The organism is Komagataeibacter xylinus NBRC 15237 (assembly GCF_001571345.1).
Classification (GTDB): domain Bacteria; phylum Pseudomonadota; class Alphaproteobacteria; order Acetobacterales; family Acetobacteraceae; genus Komagataeibacter; species Komagataeibacter xylinus.
This window is the reverse complement of the sequence record NZ_BCTP01000010.1, coordinates 64,303-86,701: the sequence shown is the minus strand read 5'-3', so window position 1 is coordinate 86,701 and position 22,399 is coordinate 64,303. Positions and strand designations below refer to the sequence as shown.

19 protein-coding genes are annotated in these 22,399 nt (G+C 64.6%); 9 read left to right on the top strand and 10 right to left on the bottom strand.

Annotation, left to right across the window (positions count from 1 at the left end):
• Position 1 precedes the first annotated feature (1 nt).
• On the top strand, positions 2-4,537 hold the full coding sequence (locus tag GXY01S_RS06410; protein WP_061273268.1) for an AAA family ATPase: 4,536 nt from the start codon (positions 2-4) through the stop codon (positions 4,535-4,537).
• 92 nt (positions 4,538-4,629) lie between these two features.
• Here GXY01S_RS06410 and GXY01S_RS06405 read toward each other — a convergent pair whose 3' ends face one another.
• A complete protein-coding gene (locus tag GXY01S_RS06405; protein WP_061273267.1) occupies positions 4,630-6,147 on the bottom strand; it encodes an acetyl-CoA hydrolase/transferase family protein in 1,518 nt (505 codons plus the stop codon).
• 576 nt (positions 6,148-6,723) lie between these two features.
• Between GXY01S_RS06405 and GXY01S_RS06400 the strand changes: the two genes are divergently transcribed.
• The 4 genes from GXY01S_RS06400 (at position 6,724) to gltA (ending at position 9,862) form a co-directional block, all read left to right on the top strand.
• Complete coding sequence (locus GXY01S_RS06400; protein ID WP_242501328.1) at positions 6,724-7,452, top strand: metallophosphoesterase; 729 nt, start codon at positions 6,724-6,726, stop codon at positions 7,450-7,452.
• Positions 7,453-7,499: 47 nt separating this feature from the next.
• Complete coding sequence (locus GXY01S_RS06395; RefSeq protein WP_061273265.1) at positions 7,500-7,817, top strand: chorismate mutase; 318 nt, start codon at positions 7,500-7,502, stop codon at positions 7,815-7,817.
• A gap of 8 nt (positions 7,818-7,825) precedes the next feature.
• Positions 7,826-8,347: a SixA phosphatase family protein gene (locus GXY01S_RS06390; RefSeq protein ID WP_061273263.1), complete on the top strand. Its 522-nt coding sequence runs from the start codon at positions 7,826-7,828 to the stop codon at positions 8,345-8,347.
• 216 nt (positions 8,348-8,563) lie between these two features.
• The gene (gene gltA / locus GXY01S_RS06385; protein WP_061273260.1) at positions 8,564-9,862 is read left to right on the top strand and encodes a citrate synthase; all 1,299 of its coding nucleotides are present in this window, start codon (positions 8,564-8,566) and stop codon (positions 9,860-9,862) included.
• A 160-nt stretch (positions 9,863-10,022) separates the two neighbouring features.
• Here gltA and GXY01S_RS06380 read toward each other — a convergent pair whose 3' ends face one another.
• Positions 10,023-10,277, bottom strand: a complete 255-nt coding sequence (locus GXY01S_RS06380; RefSeq protein ID WP_082770746.1) for a hypothetical protein — start codon at positions 10,275-10,277, stop codon at positions 10,023-10,025.
• A 227-nt stretch (positions 10,278-10,504) separates the two neighbouring features.
• On the opposite strand from GXY01S_RS06380, the gene GXY01S_RS06375 reads away from it, so the two are divergent.
• Together GXY01S_RS06375 and murI are read left to right on the top strand one after the other, a co-directional pair.
• Positions 10,505-11,266 carry an orotate phosphoribosyltransferase gene (locus GXY01S_RS06375; protein ID WP_061273257.1) on the top strand — a complete coding sequence of 254 codons (762 nt, stop codon included), beginning with the start codon at positions 10,505-10,507 and terminating at the stop codon, positions 11,264-11,266.
• Positions 11,267-11,281: 15 nt separating this feature from the next.
• The gene (gene murI / locus GXY01S_RS06370; protein ID WP_061273254.1) at positions 11,282-12,118 is read left to right on the top strand and encodes a glutamate racemase; all 837 of its coding nucleotides are present in this window, start codon (positions 11,282-11,284) and stop codon (positions 12,116-12,118) included.
• A 93-nt stretch (positions 12,119-12,211) separates the two neighbouring features.
• On the opposite strand, the gene GXY01S_RS06365 is transcribed toward murI, so the two are convergent.
• Positions 12,212-13,216, bottom strand: a complete 1,005-nt coding sequence (locus GXY01S_RS06365; protein ID WP_061273251.1) for a polyprenyl synthetase family protein — start codon at positions 13,214-13,216, stop codon at positions 12,212-12,214.
• A gap of 297 nt (positions 13,217-13,513) precedes the next feature.
• On the opposite strand from GXY01S_RS06365, the gene GXY01S_RS06360 reads away from it, so the two are divergent.
• Positions 13,514-14,170: a tRNA1(Val) (adenine(37)-N6)-methyltransferase gene (locus GXY01S_RS06360; RefSeq protein ID WP_242501329.1), complete on the top strand. Its 657-nt coding sequence runs from the start codon at positions 13,514-13,516 to the stop codon at positions 14,168-14,170.
• A gap of 84 nt (positions 14,171-14,254) precedes the next feature.
• On the opposite strand, the gene GXY01S_RS06355 is transcribed toward GXY01S_RS06360, so the two are convergent.
• The 6 genes from GXY01S_RS06355 to uvrC form a co-directional block, all read right to left on the bottom strand.
• Positions 14,255-16,102, bottom strand: coding sequence for a ribonucleoside-diphosphate reductase subunit alpha (locus GXY01S_RS06355; protein ID WP_242501330.1), 1,848 nt, complete (start codon positions 16,100-16,102; stop codon positions 14,255-14,257).
• A gap of 310 nt (positions 16,103-16,412) precedes the next feature.
• A complete protein-coding gene (locus GXY01S_RS06350) occupies positions 16,413-16,877 on the bottom strand; it encodes a molybdenum cofactor biosynthesis protein MoaE (protein ID WP_061273242.1) in 465 nt (154 codons plus the stop codon).
• A 7-nt stretch (positions 16,878-16,884) separates the two neighbouring features.
• Positions 16,885-17,139, bottom strand: a complete 255-nt coding sequence (moaD, locus tag GXY01S_RS06345) for a molybdopterin converting factor subunit 1 (protein ID WP_061273238.1) — start codon at positions 17,137-17,139, stop codon at positions 16,885-16,887.
• 55 nt (positions 17,140-17,194) lie between these two features.
• Positions 17,195-17,668, bottom strand: a complete 474-nt coding sequence (locus tag GXY01S_RS06340) for a hypothetical protein (RefSeq protein WP_061273235.1) — start codon at positions 17,666-17,668, stop codon at positions 17,195-17,197.
• Positions 17,669-17,769: 101 nt separating this feature from the next.
• Entirely contained in the window at positions 17,770-18,369 is a 600-nt protein-coding gene (gene pgsA / locus GXY01S_RS06335) for a CDP-diacylglycerol--glycerol-3-phosphate 3-phosphatidyltransferase (protein WP_061273232.1), read from the bottom strand.
• A 92-nt stretch (positions 18,370-18,461) separates the two neighbouring features.
• On the bottom strand, positions 18,462-20,348 hold the full coding sequence (uvrC, locus tag GXY01S_RS06330; protein ID WP_061273229.1) for an excinuclease ABC subunit UvrC: 1,887 nt from the start codon (positions 20,346-20,348) through the stop codon (positions 18,462-18,464).
• 380 nt (positions 20,349-20,728) lie between these two features.
• On the opposite strand from uvrC, the gene GXY01S_RS06325 reads away from it, so the two are divergent.
• On the top strand, positions 20,729-21,523 hold the full coding sequence (locus tag GXY01S_RS06325) for an exodeoxyribonuclease III (protein WP_061273294.1): 795 nt from the start codon (positions 20,729-20,731) through the stop codon (positions 21,521-21,523).
• A 133-nt stretch (positions 21,524-21,656) separates the two neighbouring features.
• On the opposite strand, the gene GXY01S_RS06320 is transcribed toward GXY01S_RS06325, so the two are convergent.
• A complete protein-coding gene (locus GXY01S_RS06320; RefSeq protein WP_061273227.1) occupies positions 21,657-22,376 on the bottom strand; it encodes a response regulator transcription factor in 720 nt (239 codons plus the stop codon).
• Between the last annotated feature and the right edge of the window lie 23 nt (positions 22,377-22,399).

The window sequence follows — 22,399 nt, the reverse complement described above, 5'->3', positions numbered from 1 at the left end:
CATGACCGCCCGTTTCGTCCGGCTGCGCATCGCAGGCTTCAAGAGTTTCGCCGACCCGGTCTCCGTTGATATCCTGCCCGGCCTGACCGGGATTGTCGGGCCAAACGGGTGCGGCAAGTCAAACGTGGTCGAGGCCCTGCGCTGGGTCATGGGCGAAACCAATGCCCGCGCCCTGCGTGGCGGCGAAATGGATGACCTGATCTTCGCGGGCACCACCGCGCGGGCCGCGCGCAACATGGCGGAAGTCACCCTGACGCTGGACGGCGCTGCCGAAATCGCTCCCGCCCCCTTTACCGGGCAGGATGAACTTCAGGTCTGCCGCCGGGCCGAACGGGGCGCGGGCAGCGGCTACCGCATCAATGGCCGCACCACGCGCGGGCGCGACGTGCAGACCCTGTTTGCCGATCTGGCCTCGGGGGCGCGCTCATCGGCCATGGTCAGCCAGGGGCGCGTCTCGGCGCTGGTCAATGCCCGCCCCGAGGAACGGCGCACCATTCTGGAGGAAGCCGCGGGCATTACCGGCCTGCATGGCCGCCGCCACGAAGCCGAACTCAAGCTGCGCGCGACCGAGGCCAATCTCGCGCGCGCGGAAGACCTGCGCCTGCAACTCGAATCCCGGCTCGGTGATTTGCAGGAGCAGTCCGAACAGGCGGCCCGCTACCGCGAATTCTCGCAGGGCCTGCGCGAATCCGAAACCGCCCTTCTGGCGCTGCTGCATGCCCGCGCCCACAAGGGCGTGGCCGAGGGCGAGGCGGGCCTGCATGCCGCGCGCACCGACCTCAAGGCGGCCGAGGAAATGGCCGAGACCGCCGTCCTCACCGATTACGAAGTGACAAAGGCGCTGCCCGCCCTGCGCGAGGCACTCGATACGCGGCGCACGGCACTTGAACGCTTCAAGGTCCGCGCTGAAACCATTGCCGAGGAACTGGCCCGCGCCGAGGCAGCCCTTGAACAGGCACAGGGCCGCCTTGCCGAATGCGAGGGCGTGCAGGCTGCGGCCCTTGCACGGCGTGATGACGCCACCCTCATGCTCGGGCAGCTTGAGGCCGAGCGGGTTCAGGTGGAAGAGCGCCTGTCCGCCCTGCCCGCCCTGCGCGAGGCAGCGCAGGCCGCATGCACCACGCTGGCACAGGCCATGACCGAGATGGCGACCCGCGTGGAAGAGGCCACCACCACCGTGCGCGAGGCCGAACTGCAGACAACGCAGGCCCGCGAAGGGCTTGCCACGGCCACCGCCGCGCATGAGCACCTTGCCACCCGGCACGCGGCCCTCGCCACCGAGATCGCGGCCCTTGAAGCCGACATGCCAACGGCCGAATCCATTGCCGACCATGACGGACAGATCACGCAGGCCGAGGCACAGGCCGCCCACGCCCTGAGTGCGCGCGAGGACGCCACCCGCGCCCACGCGGATGCCACGCTACAGGCTGACCTTGCCCGCAATGCCGCGACCGAAAGCCTGCGCGTGCATGCGCAGGCCACGCAGGATACCGGCATTGCCGCCAGCAGGCTCGAAGCCCTGGCGCGCGACGTGGCAACACTGGGCAATCATGTCAGCAACGCCCGCGCGGACCTTGTGCCCGAGGCCGAGCGCGCACGTCTGGCCGAAGCCGCGACCGGGGCCGAAACGGCCCTTGATCGCCTCCGCGCCGAACGCGCCACGGCGGAGGACGCCCGCGCGCAGGCAACACAGGCCGAAATTCAGGCCAATGCCCGCCTGAAGGAAGCCCGCGCCACCCGCACCGCCACCGAGGAAGCCCTCCGCGCGGCCAAGGCCACCCACAAGCGCGCAGGCGACGAAGTCGATACACTCGCCGCCAGCATGACCCGCCTGCGCGCGCAGGCCGTGCCCGATGCGGCCCTGCAGGCGCGCGTGGCCAGACGCGAGGCCGCCGCCGCCGCACTGGAAGCCGCCCGCCAGCACATGGCCACGACCGAGGCCGCCACCGTTGCCGCAACACGGGAAGATGAAGCCTGCGCCGGCCGTCTTGCCGAGGCCCGCGCCAGCCTGTCGGGCCTCGAGGCGGAAGCCGATGGCCTCGCCCGCGCGCTGCACAGCGAGACACAGGCCGACCCCACCCAAGGCATGACGCTGGCCGACAGCCTGCATGTGCCCGCCGGGCTGGAAACCGCGCTGGCCGTGGTGCTGTCCGATGGGCTGGAGGCGGTGGTCAAAGGCGTGGCACCGCGCTCATGGCATGACCTGCCGCCTGCCACACCCGCGCCCTTTCCGGCTGCGGGTATCAAACCGCTTTCCACCGTGCTCGAGGCCCCCCCTGCCCTGTCACGCGCGCTCGGTGCTGCCGGGCTGCTGCCTGATGGCATGGATGGCGCCCCCCTTCAGGCCAGCCTGACGCCGGGGCAATGCCTTGTCACCCGCGAGGGCGCGCTCTGGCGGTGGGATGGCTATACACAGGCCCCCAACCTGCCCGACCGCGCGGCACTCAGGCTCAAACAGCTCGGCCGCCTGCGCGCCCTGCGCACGGAACTCGAGCAGTTGCGCGGCGCGCTTCCGGCGCTGGAACAGGCGGCACAGGCCGCCACAACCACCCGCCAGCAGGCAGGCGAAGCCCTGACGACGGCACGCAACGCCCGCATGGCCGCCGAGAATGCGTTGGAGGCCGCCCGCACGGCCGAGGCCGAGCTTTCACGCCAGCACGCCACCATCTCGGCCCAGATCGATACGCTCTCGGTGCAGCAGGCCACGGCCCAGGCGGCCCTGACGGATTCCGAGGCCGCCTGCGCGCACGCCACGGAACAGGAAGCCAGCCTGCCCGACCTCGACCAGCTTGCCCGCGCCCAGCAGGCGGCAGCGCAGGCCGCCACGCAGGCGCAGGATGCCGAAAAGGCGCTGCGGACCCGCCATCAGCAGGCTGAATCAGCCCTTGAGCAGGGCCGCCGCGCCCTGCAGGCTGCCACGACCCGGCACAGCGAGGCGGAAACGCGCCTGCAAGCCCTGCTGCCCGAACAGGCCCGGCTGGAAAACGACCGCGATACCGCAAGCCAGGAACTGGCCACCCGGCGCGAACAGCTAGCCGCCCTGCCCGCCCCGGCTCTGGCCGAGGATGCGGCCCGGCAGGCCACTGCTGCCGCGACACAGGCGGCTCACGCGCTGGAACAGGCCCGGCTCGTGGTGGAAGAGGCCACAAACCGGCTGGAGCACGCCCGCACTGCCCGCGCTGGCCTTGAGCAGAAAATGCGCGAGACCGGTACCCGGCTTGAAGCCCGGCAGGCCCGCATGGCCGATCTGGCCGAGGGGTTGCAACAGGCGGAGGTGGATGTTGCCACCGCCCGTGCCCGCCTTGAGGCTCTGCCCGACATGAGCGGGCTGGAACACGCGCTGGCCAGCCTGCGCGAACAGGCCGAAAGCCTGCGCGCGCAGGAAACCGAGCAGCGCGAGACCCTGGCCCGCCTGCACACGGAAGACGCCACCCTGCGCCAGCGCTTTGACGCATCGGGGCAGGACATGGCGCAGTGGACCGCCCGCGTGGAGGCCGCCAGCCTTGAAGCCGAGGCCGCCGAGACCCGCCTGCGCAATGCCCGGGCCGAGCATGAGCGCGTGGCCCCCCAGCCGGTTGCCGTGCGCGAACGACGCGATGCGATCGCAACCGAACTGGCCCGGCACGAAGCCAGCCATGACGTGGCGATGGCGGAACTGCAACAGGCTGAAACCCGCATGGCGGAAGTGCAGCAGGGCCGCCGCACGGCGGAAGATGTGCTGACCGCAGCGCGTGAAGCCGTGGTCCGCGCTGAAGGCAGGCGCGAGCAGGCACAGGTGCTGCTGGCGCAGTTGCAGGCGGATTCAACGCCACCGGCGGGCGTGGTGCCCACTGACCTGAGCGTAAATGCCGAGACCGGCCTGCGCCGCAAGGTGGCCCGCCTGACCCGCCAGCGCGATGAGCTTGGCCCGGTCAACCTGCGTGCCGAGCTTGAGGCGCAGGACGCATCGGGCAAGATCGACACGATCTTGCATGAACGTGACGAACTGCAATCGGCCATTGCCCGCCTGCGCGGCATGATCGGGCAGCTCAACCGCGAGGGGCGCGAGCGGCTGATGGCCGTGTTCTCGCAGATCGACCAGCATTTTCAGGCGCTGTTTGCCCGCATGTTCAATGGCGGGCGGGCGCATCTGGGCATGGTGGGCAATGACGACCCGCTTCAGGCCGGGCTGGAAATCTATGCCCAGCCGCCGGGCAAGAAACTCGCCACGCTCTCGCTGCTTTCAGGTGGCGAGCAGGCGCTCACCGCGCTGTCGCTCATCTTCGCAGTGTTCCGCTGCAACCCGGCCCCGGTCTGCGTGCTCGATGAGGTCGATGCCCCGCTCGATGACGCCAATGTGGGCCGCTTCTGCGCCCTGCTGGCCGATATGGTGGCGGAAGCGGGCACGCGCTTCCTTGTCGTGACCCACCACCAGTTGACCATGGCGCATATGGACCGGCTGTATGGCGTGACCATGCAGGAGCGCGGGGTCAGCCGCGTGCTGTCGGTTGACCTCGAACGCGCGACCGAAATGGTGGACGCCGAACCCGCACGCTAGGAAAACATAACGGTCTTTGGGTGCCGCCCTTTTTTAAAAGGCGGCATTTTCTGAAGCTTTTTGAAAGAAGCTTCACCAAAAACCTTTATGCATTACGGCAGCATGCTGCCGGTCTCGATGAAGCGCTGGTGCCACGAAAGCGCCTCGGTCAGCAGATGCGGGGACTGCTGGCCAAACGAGCCCGCGCGGGCACGCTTGTAGTAATCCTGCAGCATCGGGCGGTAATCGGGGTGGGCGCAGTTGGCGATGATCACTTCCGCGCGCTGCTTGGGCGAGAGGCCACGCAGGTCGGCGAGACCCTGTTCGGTCACGAGCACCTGCGAATCCTGCGTGATGTGATCGACATGGGACGCCATGGGCACGATGGCGGAGATCTTGCCGCCCTTGGCGGTGGATGGCGTCATGAACACCGAGATATAGGCATTGCGGGCAAAATCACCCGAGCCGCCGATACCGTTCTGGATCTTCGAGCCCATGATCTGGGTTGAGTTCACGTTGCCATAGATATCCGATTCGATCAGGCCGTTCATGGCAATACAGCCCAGGCGACGGATCAGGCCGGGATGGTTGCTGATATCCTGCGGGCGCAGGATGATCTTCTTCTGGAACTCGCGCATGCGGCTGTTGAGCGCTTCCGCCGCTTCCGGGCTGAGCGAGAAGGCCGTGGCCGAGGCCACCCGCATCTTGCCGCTTTCCAGCATGCCGAGCATGCCGTCCTGAATCACCTCGGTGTAGGCGGTCAGGTCATCGAACGGGCCTTCCTCCAGCCCGCCCATCACGGCGTTGGCCACGTTGCCCACGCCGGACTGCAACGGCAGCAGCGAGGGCGGCAGGCGGCCCATCTTCACTTCATGGCGGAAAAATTCCATCAGGTGGCCCGCAATGCCACGCGCGGTCTCGTCGGGTGGCGAGAACGGGGCGTTGCGATCGGGCGCATTGGTCTCGACAATCGCCACGATCTTGGCGGGGTCGACCTTGAGCGAAGTGCCGCCGATGCGGTCATCGGGGCGCAGCAGCGGAATGGGCTGGCGGTGCGGCGGGAGGGCTGCGCCGTACCAGATGTCGTGCATGCCCTCGAGCGCTGCATCCTGCCAGCTATTGACCTCGATGATCACCTGTTTGGCGGTATCGAGCCAGGTCTTGGAATTGCCGACGGAAGAAGACGGCACGATGCTGCCATCTTCACGGATGGCGGTGGCCTCGATGATGGCGGTGTCGATCGTGCCAAAGAAGCCCGCCCAGGCCATGGGGGCGACATGGCTGAGATGCATGTCGAGATATTCCGTCTCGCCCTTGTTGATGCGCGCGCGCAGGCCGGAATCGGAATTATAGGGCATGCGGAAGGAGATGCCGTTGACCTTGGCGAGCGCGCCATCAAGCTCCGGCCCGGTCGAGGCGCCCGTGAGCAGCCGGATGCGGTATTCCTTACCCTCGGCGTGCGCGCGCTCCATCAATGCGGCAAGTGCGAGCGGCACGGCCTTGGGGTAACCGGCGCCGGTAAAGCCACTGGTGCCCACCGTACTGCCCGGGCGGACAAGGGAGGCCGCCTGCTCGGCGGTGGTGATCTTGGCCCGGAGCGCCGCATTCCGGATTCGGGTGTGGTCGATCATGAACTTTCCCTCAAACTCTTATCGTTATGCCCGGCCGGTCGAGACCGCGCCGGATATGTCGTATGCCGTCGTCACGGCCCTGGCGGGGGCCGATCTGCCGGGGCGGCGGCAGTGGCGCGGGTATTCCCTTTGCACCACAGCGCCTCTCCCTGCGTTTCACTTCGGCATGACGCCTTCATCTGTTCTCCGTCCTGCAGCCTACGTCACAACAAAAGAGTGTGACAGGCTGCCCTGACTCCGGTTGGCGGTTTCACGTTTGCTCCATCAGCCACGCCCGTGGCAGGGGCGCAATGCCTTATGGCGGTCTGTGTCCTGGTCAATATATTCCGGTTTTTCCTGTACAATATCGTTACCCGGATGCAACCGGTTTGTGTCATTAAGGATACATTATTGCCCATCCCCCTAGTGCATGGCGGCCAATCTTGTGAATAATAGGAGACCAGACCCAGCAAAGGGCACAACCCGGACCGGCCATCAACAGGAGAGGATTTTCGCTTGAGACGTCGATTTCCCTCTCATCGGCCTGTCATGGCACGGGATGCCATATTCCCGGCCGCCGCCGGGCGGGAATCCACCATGCCCCCGGCCCCTCCCGCCCTGCCCACGCACCCGCTGGCGGAGCTGCTGGCAGGCCGCCCCCTGCGCGTGGTGGGCGACGTGCATGGCGACCTGCACGCCTTCCGCCATGCCGCCGCGACCGACCGGTTTGTCATACAACTTGGCGACCTCGTGGATTACGGGCCGGACAGCGCGGGCGCATTCCGCCTGATGCAGCGCCTGATTGATGAAAGGCGCGGCCTGTTCATACTGGGCAACCATGACCGCAAGCTGGCCCGCGCGCTACAGGGCCGCAAGATGCGCCGCGACCCGCCGCTGATGGAAACGCTGGCCGCCTTCCTGAGTGAGGAGAACAGCGACGTGTACCAGCGCGCGCTGGCCGACCTGGCGCGCGCGCCCGCATGGATCGTGCTGGGGCAGTCCATATTCGTGCATGGTGGCTTTCATGCCCGCATGCTGGGCGAACTGCCGCCGCCGGGGCTGGGCACGGTAACACCCCTGCTGTCACGCGCCCTGTTTGGCGAGACGACGGGCCGCATGCAGAAGGATGGCTACCCCGAGCGCAGGCTGAACTGGGTCGATCACATTCCACCAGGCTACACGGTCTATTGCGGGCATGACCGCCGCTCCACCGACGGGCGGCCCTGGGTGCGCCACGGCCGCATGGGCGGGCGGGCCATCTTTACCGATACCGGGGCTGGCAAGGGGGGGCATCTGGCGTGGATCGACCTTCCGCCGGTGCTGTAAGTCTTTTTTTCATCCCTCTTTTTTTCAACGCAGGAGCGCGGACACCGATGAACACCACCGAGGCCAGACAGGACGCAGCCAAGCGCAAGCTCGAAGAACTGCGCTGCAGCATCGACAACATCGATGCCGCCCTGATCTATATGCTGGCCGAGCGCTTTCGCCACACGCAGGCGGTGGGTCAGCTCAAGGCTGCCAACGACATGCCGCCCGCCGACCCCGCGCGTGAGGCACGCCAGGTGGCCCGGCTGCGCGAACTGGCCACCGCCGCCCACCTGGACCCCGATTTTGCGGAAAAATTCCTGGCCTTCATCATCCGCGAGGTCATTCGCCACCATGAGGCCATTGCCGCAGGCACAGGCCAGTAACCGCCGCCATGCCCCGCCAGCTTGTGCTCATGCGCCATGCCCAGGCCGCGCCCGCCGCGTTTGGCGATATTGGCCCGCAGGCCGACTTCAACCGCGCGCTCACCCCGCATGGCCGTGACAGCGCCCGCGCCCAGGGCGCATGGCTGCGGGCGCGGGCCTTTGCCCCGCAACTGGTGCTCATCAGCCCCGCGCGGCGCACGGTCGAAACGCTTGCGGCGCTGGGATCATTTTATGGCGATCAGAAACCCGATATCCGATATGTGAACGAACTGTATGAGGCAACTGCCGAAACGGTGCGTGACATGCTGTATGCCATTACCGATAAAACAAGCAATATCATGGTATTAGGGCACAATCCGGCCTTGGGTGCCCTGGTGTTTGGCTGGGGCGCGCGACATTGCCCGCCCACCCTTGAAGGGGCGATGCAGCGCGGCTTCCCGCCAGCCTCGATCGCCTGCTTTACCGCCGAAAAACCATGGAATTCCGCCACTGATCGTGAAATCCACCTCAACGCCCTGTCTTGCCAATAATGTCATTGCGGCAAAGGGGGGGCATGGATTGCCATGCCGGGGGTTTCGTTCCTATCGTCAGAACCGAGGCCCGATGACTGCCGCACCTTGCGGCACGCGGGGCATATAATTTGGGCATAGCCATAAACTGCCGCATGAACGGCAGAATGCCCGGAGGTTGGAGACATGGCCCCCTGCCCCACCAGCGCAGGCGTGGCCCCAGGAGGAGAGTTGTAGATGAGCGAGTCCGGAAAAACTGCCACAATCTCGCTAAACGGCAAGGATGTTGCACTGCCCATGCTGTCCGGCACGATGGGGCCGGAGGTCGTCGACATCCGCAAGCTGCCTGCCCAGGCTGGCGTATTCACCTATGATCCCGGCTATGGCGAGACCGCGTCATGCTCCAGCAAGATCACCTTCATCGATGGTGAAAAAGGCGTGCTGCTGCATCGTGGCTACCCCATTGCGCAGTTGGCCGAACAGGCCACCTTCATGGAAGTGGCCTACCTGCTGCTCAACGGTGAACTGCCCGACAAGGCGCAGTACGACGGGTTTGTGAATTCCATCAAGCACCACACGCTGCTGCACGAGCAGATCCGCAATTTCTTCAACGGTTTCCGCCGTGATGCGCACCCCATGGCCATCCTGTGCGGCACGGTTGGCGCGCTGTCCTCCTTCTATCATGAAGGGCTCGATGTCTCGAACGCGGCCACGCGCTACCAGTCGGCCATGCGCATCATTGCCAAGATCCCGACCATCGCGGCCTGGGCCTACAAATACACGCAGGGCGAGACCTTCATCTACCCGCGCAATGACCTGTCCTATGCCGAGAACTTCCTGTCCATGATGTTCGCGGTGCCGAGCGAGCCCTACAAGATCAACCCGGTGCTCGCCCGCGCCATGGACCGCATCCTGATCCTGCATGCCGACCATGAGCAGAATGCGTCGACCTCCACCGTGCGCCTTGCGGGCTCGACGGGGGCCAATCCGTTTGCGTGTATTTCCGCAGGCATCGCGGCCCTGTGGGGGCCTGCCCATGGCGGGGCCAACGAGGCGGTGCTGAAGATGCTGGCCGAGATCGGCCACAAGGACAACATCCCCGAATTCATCGCCAAGGTGAAGGACAAGACCAGCGGCGTGCGCCTGATGGGCTTTGGCCACCGGGTGTACAAGAACTTCGACCCGCGCGCCAAAATCATGCAGGCCACCTGCCATGAAGTTCTTGGCGAGCTTGGCATCAAGGACGACCCGCTGCTCGACCTGGCCATCGAACTGGAAAAGATTGCGATCCATGACGAATATTTCGTCAAGCGCAGCCTGTACCCCAATGTCGATTTCTATTCCGGCATCATTCTCAAGGCCATGGGCATCCCCACCAGCATGTTCACCGTGCTGTTTGCCGTAGCCCGCACCACCGGCTGGATCAGCCAGTGGAAGGAAATGATTGAAGAACCCGGCCAGCGCATCGGCCGCCCCCGCCAGCTCTATATCGGCTCGCCGGAGCGCGATTTCGTGCCGTTTGACAAGCGGGCCTGATTGAGACAGCCGTGCCGGGCGGGATATTACCCGCCCGGCATGGCAAATGGTCCTGCCGTTTCAGGTCCCGCTTCGCAGGTGAAACCCCAGTAATAAAAACAAGGGGCAGGCTGCATGATGCAGCCTGCCCCTTTTGCATGACGTCCTTCGCCCGGATGGATCAGTCGCACTCACACCCGGCAGTCGGGCCGGGGCGCTTCTGGATGACATGATGGTCGATCCATTCCGACACCAGACGCCGGGCCTCGTTGAGCGAGGATTCGGGGTGGTGGATACGGTAGAGGGTCGTGCAGGCATGGAAAGCCGACACATCGCTGGTCCCGACGCCACGCAGTTCCTGGTAGGCGGTGATTACGGCACGCTCGCATTTGCGGGCGATGCGACTGTTTTCAACAGACACGATGCGATGATCCACTAGTGAGAATGATTATTAATATTGAGATACTAGAGCGAATACCCCGCGGGAGCAAGGTACGCGAACCCTCACACTCTGATGATCCGGTCACGTTATATTTCCCATGCGGCCTTTTTTTGGCATTTCCGCCCCCATTGGCCCGGACACCGATGGATTTTCCGCCCTGTTGCGGTTAATCGTCTGTGCTGACATTCAGTACACACAATTCATTTGGCCGGAGACAGGGTATGCACGACGCCACGGGGAATGGGGCAGGACTTTCAACAGGCACAACCGCATGGGACCGCGACGCAGCCCTCATGACCGCGCGCCTGCTGCTGGAAATCAAGGCCGTCAACTTCCGCCCCGATGATCCCTACACCCTTACCTCGGGCTGGAAATCGCCGGTCTATATCGATTGCCGCCGCATCATCTTCTTCCCCCGCGCGCGCCAGAAGATCATGGAACTGGCGGTGGAAAAGATCGGCCGCCATGTCGGCTATGAAAGCATCGACGCCGTGGTGGGCGGCGAGACGGCGGGTATTCCCTTTGCCGCCTGGATTGCTGACCGCATGATGGCGCCGATGGCCTATGTGCGCAAAAAGCCCAAGGGTTTTGGCCGCAATGCCCAGATCGAGGGCGATGTGCCCGAAGGCATGCGCACCCTGCTGGTGGAAGACCTGACCACCGATGGTTCATCAAAGGTGCAGTTCGCCAACGCGCTGCGCAAGGCGGGCGCGATCGTGGACCACACCTTCGTGGTGTTCTTCTACGGCGTCTTCCCCGGCGCATACCGCACGCTGGCGGATATGGACATCAGCCTGCATGCGCTGTGTACCTGGTGGGATGTGCTCGAAGCCTGCGCGGGCAAGCCCTATTTCTCGGAAAAGGATGCCGCCGAGGTGCGTCGTTTCCTTGAAGATCCCTGCGCATGGTCAGCCAAGCATGGCGGCGTGGGCAGTGCCGAAGAGGCGCTGGCGCTCAAGGCCAAGCGTGACGCAGGGGCCTGACCCACGGGCCATCTGATGCCGCGTGTTCTTGCCTTCGATTCGGGAATTGGGGGGCTGGGCATCGTAGCCCAGCTGCGCCCGGTCCTGCCCGGCATACCGATCGACTATCTGGCTGATACAGCCGTATTCCCATACGGCGAACAGCCCGACACACTCCTGCGCGCGCGGATCGTACGCCTGATGGGAGAAGCGATTGATCGCCTGCGGCCCAGCGTGGTGGTGGTGGCGTGCAATACCGCCAGCACGCTCGCGCTCGACAGCCTGCGCGCGACGTATGACGTGCCCTTCGTGGGCTGCGTGCCACCCATAAAATGGGCCGCCGACCAGACCCGCACCGGCACGATCGGACTACTGGCCACGCGGGCCACCGTGCACCGCCCCTACCTGAAGGCACTCAGCGCCCGCTTTGCGCCTGACTGCACCCTGCTCGCCCACGGCGCGCGCGGACTGGCGGACATGGCGGAAAACGCCTTTCGCGGCACGCCGCCCGACCCGGCCCTGCTCAGGGCGGAACTCGCGGGCCTGTTCGGGCAACCCGGCGGAGCGGCAATCGATGTCGTCGGGCTGGGCTGCACGCACTATACTTTTTTGCTTGATGCCATGCGTGAGGCGGGCCCCCCGCATGTAACCTGGCTAGACCCTGCACCCGCCGTGGCCCGGCAGGTCGCCCGCGTGCTGGCCGCGTGCCCTGCCCTGACCGGCTCCGCTTCTTCTCCCCTGCCCGATCAGTTCTGCTTTACCGCCCAGCCGCGTAATCTTGCGGCCCTACGGCCGGGACTGTCGGCCCTGGGCTACGGACAGGACTTACCAAGGCTATTCGACGCCAGCCCGGCTGCTGCATATAAAGGGTAAAAGCCTTCGGGTGCCGCCTTTTTTTCAAAAGGCAGCATTCCTTGAAGCTTTTTCTGATTTTCAGAGGCCGGAAAGGACAGGCCGCCCCGCCTGCTAGCGCAGGCGGTTGACGGTGTAGCTCGCCGTATCCTGCAGCATCTGGCGCAGGCGGCTGGGCGGGAAGATGGACAGCGCCTCACGCGCCGCATCGGCATATTCCGTTGCACGGTCAAGCGTGATGCGGATGGCGCCAGTCTGTTCAATCAGGCGCAGGGCATGATCGAGATCCTCGGGCGTCTGCTCGCTTTCCTCGATCACGCGCTGCCAGAAGGTCCGGTCCTCCGCCGAGCCCGCGGCATAGGCCGCCAGCACCGGCAGGGTGATCTTGCCTTCACGGAAGTCATCACCCACCGTCTTGCCCAGCCGGGCCTGGTCGGCGGCGTAATCCAGCGCGTCATCAACAAGCTGGAAGGCCATGCCCAGATTGGTGCCATAGGATTCGAGCGCGCGCTCATCCGCCTCGCCCTGACCGGCCACGACGGCACCTACCCGGCAGGCTGCGGCGAACAATGCCGCAGTTTTGCCATGAATGACTTCCAGATACTGATCAATCCGGGTTGAGAGGTCATTCTGCGTGGACATCTGCAGCACTTCCCCTTCCGCAATGGTGGCGGAAGCGGACGAGAGGATATTCATGACCTTGAGCGAGCCATCATCCGTCATGAGCTGGAACGAGCGGGCGAACAGGAAGTCCCCCACCAGAACCGAGGCCTTGTTGCCAAACACCGCATTGGCGCTGGCCATGCCCCGGCGCAGCGAACTCTCGTCCACCACGTCATCATGCAGCAGCGTTGCCGTGTGGATGAACTCCACGCAGGCGGCCAGGGCCACGTGGCGCTGGTGCGTGGCATCGGGCTCGTAGCCGCACAGCCGGGCGGAGGCCAGTGTCAGCAGCGGGCGCAGCCGCTTGCCACCGGCGGCCACAAGGTGGGCTGCAAGCTGGGGAATAAGGGCGACCGGGCTGTCCATCCGCTCGACAATGGCGCGATTGCACGCCGCCATGTCATCCGCAAGATATTCCGCCAGATCGCGCAGGGCGACTTCTGATCCATCTGCCATCGGGCGGCGAGCCCCTTCGTCTTTCTGACTTGCCGTTTCGTCGGATTCCGGCAGACTAACTGCTAGGGCCAAAAGGTTACTCTCCCGGTTCCGAATGTATGAACATAGAATGAGTATATGGGCGGCGCTGGAATAACGGTCAAGCCGGAGCACACAGGCACACGGCACGGAGCAGCGCATGACCTGCCTCTCCCCCCCACGGGCATGGACCCTGTAACCACAGGCCACCTGCTGGGCGGAAAGGTGGTCTATCGCCAGTTTTCGACTGGAAACAGGACCGGACTTGAGCCTGTTCTGATGGCTGCTTTCGTGCCTGCGCGCCCCGGCCAGATCGTAATGGAAGGTGGATGCGGCGCGGGCGCGGGTCTGCTCTGCCTGTCGAATCGGGTGCCCCGGCTGACCGGAATCGGGCTGGAGCATGATGGAGCGACCGCGGCGCTGGCCCGGCATAACTTTTTGCTCAACCATCGCCACGACCTGCATGTGCGCCATGCCACCCTGCCCGCCCTGCCCGATGACCCGCTGCTGTCCGGCCCCGGCCTGCGCCGCATCGACCACGCCTTTGCCAACCCGCCCTGGCATGGGCAGGAGTCATCGGCCTCGCCACACAGCCAGCGCGACCTTGCCCGCCGCCTGCCCACCGGCGCGCTCGGTGGCTGGGTGCGCGCCATGGCCGCCCAGCTACGCCACCACGGCACGCTGACGCTGGCCCTGCCCAGCACCCTGCTGGCGGCCTGCTGCACGGCCATGGAGGGCGCGCAGCTGGGCCGGATCAGGGTGCTGCCGTTCTGGCCCCGCGCGGGGCAGGCCGCACGGATCATGCTGGTGCAGGGACGGGCGAATTCACGCGCGGGCAGCGAAATGCTACCCGGCCTTGTGCTGCATGAGGCGGATGGCCGCTTTACGTCTGCCGCCCGCGCCATTTTGGAACACGGCACGCCGCTCCTGCCGTGAGCAAACAGACATGACGGGAAAATAAAAGTTTCCAGGTGCCGCCTTTTTTTAAAAGGCGGCGTTTCCTGAAACTTTCCCCTCACCTTACTGGCAGGCGAGGCATTCCTCATAATCGCCCGATGTCGCGGGGGGACTGCCGCCATCCTTTGGCGGCACGTCGCGCTTTTCCTGGCCATCGCTCACCGCATCGGCGCGCTGGATGGACAGCGAGCGGCAGTAATACAGCGATTTCACCCCCCGCTTCCAGGCCATGTAATGGATCTGGTGCAGGTCGCGCTTGTGCACGTTGGCGGGCAGGAAGATGTTGACCGACTGCGCCTGGCAGATAAACGGCGCGCGATCCGCCGCATGCTCGATCACCCAGCGCTGGTCGAGTTCGAACGCGGTCTTGAACACGTCCTTCTCCTGCTGGGTCAGGAAGTCGAGATGCTGCACGCTGCCCTTGTTGAGCGTGATGGACGACCAGACATCGCTGGTGTTCCGGCCCTTTCGGGTCAGCAGCTTGTCAAGGTGGCGGTTGCGCACGGTGAACGAGCCGGACAGCGTCTTTTGCAGGAACACATTGGCCGCGATCGGCTCGATGCCGGGGCTGGCATTGCCCGCGATGATCGAGATCGACGCCGTGGGCGCGATCGCCATCTTGTTGGAAAAACGCTCCATCACGCCATATTCCGCCGCATCCGGGCAGGGTCCGCGCTCCTCGGCCAGCTTGCGCGAGGCGGCATCGGCCTGCGCGCGGATGTGCTGGAATATCTTGCGGTTCCAGCTCTTGGCCACGACGCTCTCGAACGGCACGTCCTTGGCCTGCAGGAAGGAGTGGAACCCCATCACCCCCAGCCCCACCGAGCGCTCGCGCATGGCGGCGTAGCGGGCGCGCTCCATGTCATCGGGCGCGCGGTCGATAAAGTCCTGCAGCACGTTGTCGAGGAACAGCATCACGTCCTCGATGAACTGCGGATCATCCTTCCACTCATCCCATGTCTCGAGATTGAGCGAGGAGAGGCAGCACACCGCCGTGCGCTCGCGGCCATGGTGGTCCATGCCGGTGGGCAGCGTAATCTCGGCGCACAGGTTCGAGGTCTTGACCTCAAGCCCCGCCAGCTTGTGGTGCTCGGGGCGCGCGTTGTTCACATGGTCGGAATAGATGATGTACGGCTCGCCCTGCTCCATGCGCGCGGTCAGGATGCGAATCCACAACGCACGGGCCGAAACCTTGCGGATGACCGTGTTGTCCTTGGGGGAAAGCAGCGCCCATTCATCATCATCGGCCACCGCGCGCATGAACGCGTCCGACACCAGCACGCCGTGGTGCAGGTTGAGCGCCTTGCGGTTGGGGTCGCCGCCGGTGGGGCGGCGCAGCTCGATGAATTCCTCGATCTCGGGGTGCCAGACCGGCAGGTACACCGCAGCCGAGCCGCGCCGCAGCGAGCCCTGGCTGATGGCCAGGGTCAGGCTGTCCATGACCCGGATGAAGGGAATGACGCCCGAGGTCTTGCCATTGCGGCCCACGTTCTCGCCAATCGAGCGCAGGTTGCCCCAGTAGGAGCCGATGCCGCCGCCCTTCGAGGCCAGCCACACATTCTCGTTCCACAGGTCCACGATGCCGCGCAGGCTGTCATTGGCCTCGTTGAGGAAGCACGAGATGGGCAGCCCCCGCGAGGTGCCGCCATTGGAAAGCACCGGCGTGGCCGGCATGAACCAGTGCCGCGAGATGTAGTCATACAGCCGCTGGGCATGGGCGGGGTTGGCCCCGTAATACGAGGCCACGCGACCAAACAGGTCCTGGTAGCTCTCATCGGGCAGAAGGTAGCGGTTGTTGAGCGTTGCCTTGCCAAACGCCGTGAGCAGCGCATCGCGGGAACGGTCCACGCGCACGGGATGATGACCGGGAAGCTGGACCACGCTGTCCAGCATGTCAGACGTGTCAGGCATGGGCGTACTGTCCTTTCCCTGGACGATCCCATCCCCGTTGGCAGAACGATCGGCCATGCCGCCGGATACGTCATCCAGGACCATTTACATTCTCCGTAATCGGCCCGCGCCAAGGCACGCAGGGCCTTTCGGGCGCCTGCGTGGTGGAACGGGGTTTTATGATATGCCCCTATATATGGACTATTTCATGCTGCTTTGCACTACATAATGTAGGGCGGAAAAATGGGGAGCGTTGTTCCGAATCAGCGGCAAGCTTAGCGTCAAGGCATTTAGGGAAAGATTATTTTTTTAATTTTTCTTCCCCTCTGCCTCACGCCGTAAGGCTGCCCCATCGTGCCTTGGCCGCCTCATCCTGCGCGCGGGGTTCGACCCAGGCGCTGTGCCCGCTTGCAAATTCCTCGCGTTTCCAGAACGGTGCGCTGGTCTTGAGCCAGTCCATCATGAAGGCGGTGCCCTCCTGTGCGGCCCCCCGGTGGGCGGAGGCGCACAGCACCAGCACGATGGGCATGCCCACCGCCAGCCTGCCAACCCGGTGGATGACCGTGCAGCCCACCAGCCCGAATCGCACGCATGCCGATTCCGCTATGCGGCGCATCATGGATTCGGTCATGCCGGGATAATGCTCGAGTTCCAGCGCCACCAGCCCGCCGCCGCCACGCACGATTCCGGTAAAGGTTGCGACTCCCCCCACATCCTCGTGCCCGCGCAGCAGCAGCGCGGTTTCATGGGCACTATCAAACACTTCGGCCTGAACGCGGATCGTGACACGCGGCATGATGGTCTCAGCCCCCTGTAACCGGCGGGAAGAACGCAATCTCGTCATGCGCGGCAATAGGGGCGGCAATCGTGGCGAAACTCTGGTTCACCGCCACGCGGATCAGCTCGGGTCTGGCAAAGATGGCGGCATATTCTCCCCCACGCGCGCGCAGGACGGCAATCAGGTCCTGCACGTTATGCGCGCCCTGCGGCAGGGGCAGCGTCTCGCCAGAGCGGCCAAGGCGGTCGCGCAGCCATGCAAAATAAAGAATGCGTAGCATTCCGCTCTTCTCTCCCACTCAGGGCAGGCCCTGCGCCCCACGGGGGCGGGTCACGTCAGGGGGCCTGCTGTTCATGCACCGTGCCATCGGCGCTGACCTCGGTTGTGGTGCCATCGCCATTGGGCACGATGATCGCCGCATCCGCTGCGTCCTTATGCGTTGCGCCCTGCCCCGAAGACAATGCGGAAACGTGCCCGGGCAGCCCATCGCCTTCCGCATCGTTGCCGATCTGCATCTCGCCGCCTGCCGGCAGGTCATGCCCGGCAGCGCCTCCGGGTCGGCCGGGCGGCATGGCCGCGACCATGTTCCCCTGCGCCAGAGCCGCCTGCCCATCAGGCAGAACCGGCCAGATATTACGCGCCTGCGGCATGATCGGCAGCACCTGCGGGGCCTGCCCGCTCACGCGGCGCATGTTCTCGCCTTCCGTGCGCGGCGTATTGGGCAGGCTGCCGGGAAATTCGGTATTATCGGCGAAGATCGGCCCGAACCCGCCGCATCCTGCCAGCCCCACCAGCAATGACAGCACCATTGCATTGCGCACCACGCTCTTCCCTCGCCCCCTCGCCAAACCGGCGGGCGCATGGCCCGCAGGGACGATCAGCCATGAAGCGCGTTAATTTTTCATGTAGCTCAGGAAGATAATTTGGTGGCGCCCGACGTACCGCGCCCCACATGGCGCAGCCCGGTGGAAACATAATCCCACCCGGTGATCAGGGTCAGGGCGGCGGCGATCCACATCATGATGGCGCCGAGCACATTGACCGGCAACCAGCCGATATGCAGCAGCTCCGCCGTGCTGTCGCCCGCCAGCAGGAAACCGATCGCCGTCATCTGGAATCCGGTCTTCCATTTGGCGAGTTTGGTCACCGGCAGGCCAACGCGGGTGGCGGCGAGATATTCACGCAGGCCGCTGACCAGGATCTCGCGGCACAGGATGATGATGGCGGGGTACAGGCACCCGTAAGGCAGCCGCCCCAGCCCCGCCATGACCATGAGCGACGCGCCGACGAGCAACTTGTCGGCAATGGGGTCGAGCATGCGGCCGAGATCGGAATTCTGGTTCCACGCCCGTGCCAGCTTGCCATCAAAGTAATCGGTGATGCCCGCCAGGATGAACAGCACGCACGCGGCGCAATCGGTCTGGGCCGTGTGGATGACCACAAGCGCCACGACGATCGGCACCACGATGATGCGGGACAGGGTCAGGAGGTTGGGCAGGTCGGTAAGCATGCTGATACTGCTATAACCAAGAAAGGGAGAAAGCCAATATACTGATAACGCCTGTCAGGCAGTTTGCAGGCTCACATCTGCATGACAGCCGCTCACTCTCCTGTCCAGTCGGGATGGAAAAAACCGTAAATGACCCGCGCCATGTCGCGGTTGATGCCCGGCGCATGCTCCAGTTCCCCCAGGCCAGCCTGCCGCACGCCGCGCGCCGAGCCGAAATGCTTGAGCAGCGCGCGCTTGCGTGCCGGTCCAACGCCGGGAATATCATCAAGTTCCGAGCGCACCAGCGTTTTGGAGCGCCCGGCGCGATGGGTGGTGATGGCGAAGCGGTGCGCCTCGTCACGCAGGCGCTGCAGGTAGTACAGCACCGGATCACGCGGCGGCAACTGGAAGGGTGGCCGGTCGGCGGTATGGAACCACTCCCGCCCCGCATCGCGGTCCGGCCCCTTGGCAATGCCCACCAGGGTCACGCCCGTCACGCCAAGTTCATCAAGCACGCCGCGCACGGCGGTGTACTGCCCTGCCCCGCCATCAATCAGCAGGATGTCGGGCCAGTCCTCGGGGCGCACGCCTTCTTCCCGGTCCTTCAGCGCGCGGCGGAAGCGCCGCTCCAGCACCTCGCGCATCATGGCGAAGTCATCGCCCGGCGTGACCGGCCCCTTGATGGAGAATTTGCGGTAGGCGCGTTTTTCAAACCCTTCCGGGCCACCCACCACCATCACGCCATAGGGGTTCGCCCCCTGGATGTGGCTGTTATCGTAGGTTTCAATGCGTTTGGGCGGCGCGTCGAGGCCAAACAGGTCGGCCACGCCCTGCAAAAGCTTCGCCTGACCGGCACTTTCGGCCATCTTGCGCTCCAGCGCCTCGCGCGCGTTCAGGGCGGCATGCTCGATCACGCCGCGCTTTTCGCCACGCTGCGGGTGGAGGATCTCGACCTTGCGGCCCCGGCGCAGGCTCAGGGCGGCGGTGAGCACGTCGAGCTCCGGCAGGTCCTGGTTGACGAGCACCTGCGCGGGCGGGGGCTTGTCATCATAGAACTGCGCCATGAAGGCGGCGAGCACGTCGGGCGCGTTCTCATCACGCGCATGGCTGGGAAAGAACGCCCGGTTGCCGTTGTTGCGCCCCGCGCGGATGAAGAACACCTGAATGCAGGACTGCCCGGCAATCTGCCAGATGGCGATGATGTCAGCATCACTCACGCTGGAGGGGTTGATGACGCTGGAATCCTGCTGCAGGGCCGAAAGCCCGCGTATGCGGTCGCGGATGGCGGCGGCACGCTCGAATTCCAGCGCCTCGGCGGCCTGTTCCATCTCAAGGCCCAGTTGCTCGCGCATGTCCGGGTCCTTGCCCGCCAGGAAGCTGCGCGCCTGGGCGGCAAGCGCGGCATAGTCCTCGCGGCTGATGCGGTCGGTGCAGGGCGCCGAGCAGCGATGGATCTGGTGCAGCAGGCACGGGCGCGTGCGGCCCTGCATCTCGCTATCGGAGCATGAGCGCAGCAGGAAGGTGCGCTGGAGCAGGTTCAGCGTCTGGTTGACCGACCAGGCCGAGGCAAACGGCCCCCAGTACGAGGCCCCCTTGACCGGCTTGCCCCGGTGCTTGCTGATCTGGGGGAAGTCGTGCCGGTCGGTCAGCATGATCCACGGATAGCTTTTGTCATCACGCAGCAGGATGTTGTAACGCGGCTGCATGCGCTTGATGTAGTTGGCCTCGAGCAGCAGGGCCTCGGCCTCGGTATGGGTGGTGACGATTTCCATGCCGCGCGTTTCCGTCACCATGCGGCGCAGGCGCTCGGTCAGGCGGCTGACATGGGTGTAGGAGGTCACGCGCTTCTTCAGGTTCAGCGCCTTGCCCACGTACAGCACGTCCCCCTTTTCACCGAGCATGCGGTACACGCCGGGCGCCTGCGGCATGGTGCGCAGGGCGTGGTGGATCGCGTCCACCCCCATCGGGCGGGTCGGTGCGTCGGAAATGACAGTTGTCATGGACGGCAGCCGTTCATCCACCGATAATGTGGATAAGTCTGTGGAGCAGGGGCCGAAAAAAACGTGCGGGTGGCGGTTTTCCGTTCCTGTACTTGGATTGCCCAAAAAAACATCACTAACAACAACCTACTGTTTTTAAACAATTATATTGGACAAGCCGGAGGCCGGAAAAAAAATCCGCTCCTCGACAGGCCGGATTCAGGGCTGTCAACCCCACAGGTGGACAAATTATGGCATCCATGTGTCCCGCTCATCGGATTGCATTTTTGCAGGAAATATCAGCCGCCTTTTGCCATTCGTTCCTGTTTTCGTCCTGCGCCGCGCCGTGTGGAGAAAAAAATATTCTTGTCAGCCTGCCACGGATCGGCAATGCAGCCGATATGCGTATCGTCACCTGGAATATCAATTCCCTCCGCCTGCGGATGCCGCTGCTTGCCCGGCTGTGCCAGGACACATCGCCCGATATCGTCTGCCTGCAGGAAACCAAGGTGCCTGACGCCCTGTTCCCGCTTGAGGACGTGCGCGCCCTTGGCTTCGGGCATGTCGTGTTTCGTGGCATGAAGGGATATAATGGGGTGGCCATCCTGTCACGCCAACCCGTAACCGTGCTGGAGGATACGCCGGACTGGTGCGAAAAGGGTGACTGCCGCCACATTGCCGTGCGCCATGGCACGGGGGCTGACGCGATTGACGTGCATGATTTCTACGTGCCTGCGGGCGGTGACGTGCCCGATCCGGTCGAGAACCCCAAATTTGCCCACAAGCTCGCCTTTGTGGAAGAGGCACGCCAATGGTTCTCCGCGCGTGACATGCGGCGCACCGTGCTCGTGGGCGATTTGAACATCGCCCCACTCGAGCAGGATGTATGGAGCCATAAGCAGTTGCTCAGGATCGTCAGCCACACGCCAGAGGAAACCGAACGCCTGCTGGCCTGGCAGCAGACCGGCTTCATCGACGCCATGCGCGAATTCGTACCGCCGGATGAAAAGCTCTATACGTGGTGGTCCTACCGCAACCGCGACTGGAGTGCATCCAACCGGGGGCGGCGGCTGGACCATGTGTGGGTCACGCCCGACCTGCGCCCCGCCCTGCGCGGCATGGAAGTGCTGCGCAGCACCCGCGACTGGGAAAAGCCGTCGGACCATGTGCCCGTGCTGATCGATATCGACGGCTGAGCGCAAGGCAGCGTGCTTCGAAGCCTTTTGAAAAAAGCTTCACCAACAATTTTTGTTTTTTATAGGCTCAAACGCGACCGGGCCGCCCGAAACCGGGCGGCCCGTCATAATTCACACGTCAACGCGGCCCCGTTCAGGCGAGGGCGCTCTTGCCGCCTTCGGGGTCGAGACGGTAGCCGCCGCCTTCCGTCACCAGCAGGCTGGCGTTGGTGGGGTCGGGCTCGATCTTCTGGCGCAGGCGGTAGATATGGGTTTCCAGCGTGTGGGTCGTCACCGCCGCGTTATAGCCCCAGACCTCGTTGAGCAGCACCTGCCGGGGCACGGGGCGCGTGCCCGCGCGGTACAGGAACTTCAGGATGGCCGCTTCCTTCTCCGTCAGGCGGATGCGGCGATTCTTGGCCGTTTCCTGCAACAGCTTGGCGGAGGGGCGGAAGATATACGGCCCTATGGCGAAGACCGCGTCCTCGCTGTTCTCGAAAATACGCATCTGCGCGCGCAGGCGGGCCAGGAGTTCCGCAATGCGGAATGGCTTGGCCACATAGTCATTGGCGCCCGCGTCAAGGCCGCGCACCACGTCCGTCTCGTCATCAGAGCCAGTCAGGATGATGATGGGGATGCGCTTGCCCTTGCGCCGCAGGTCGGCGCAGAAATCACGGCCGTCCCCGTCGGGCAGGGATACATCGAGGATGATCGCGTCAAAACGCGCCCCCGGTTTCTGCAGCTTTTCCCAGGCTTCGGCGACGGAGCCAGCCTCAATCGCTTCAAATTCACCATCAATCTGTAGCTGTTCAACGAGCATCTGACGTAAAGTCTGATCGTCGTCCGCTATCAGTATGGGACGTGCTCCTGCCATCGAACCCTCTTTATCACTTTAAG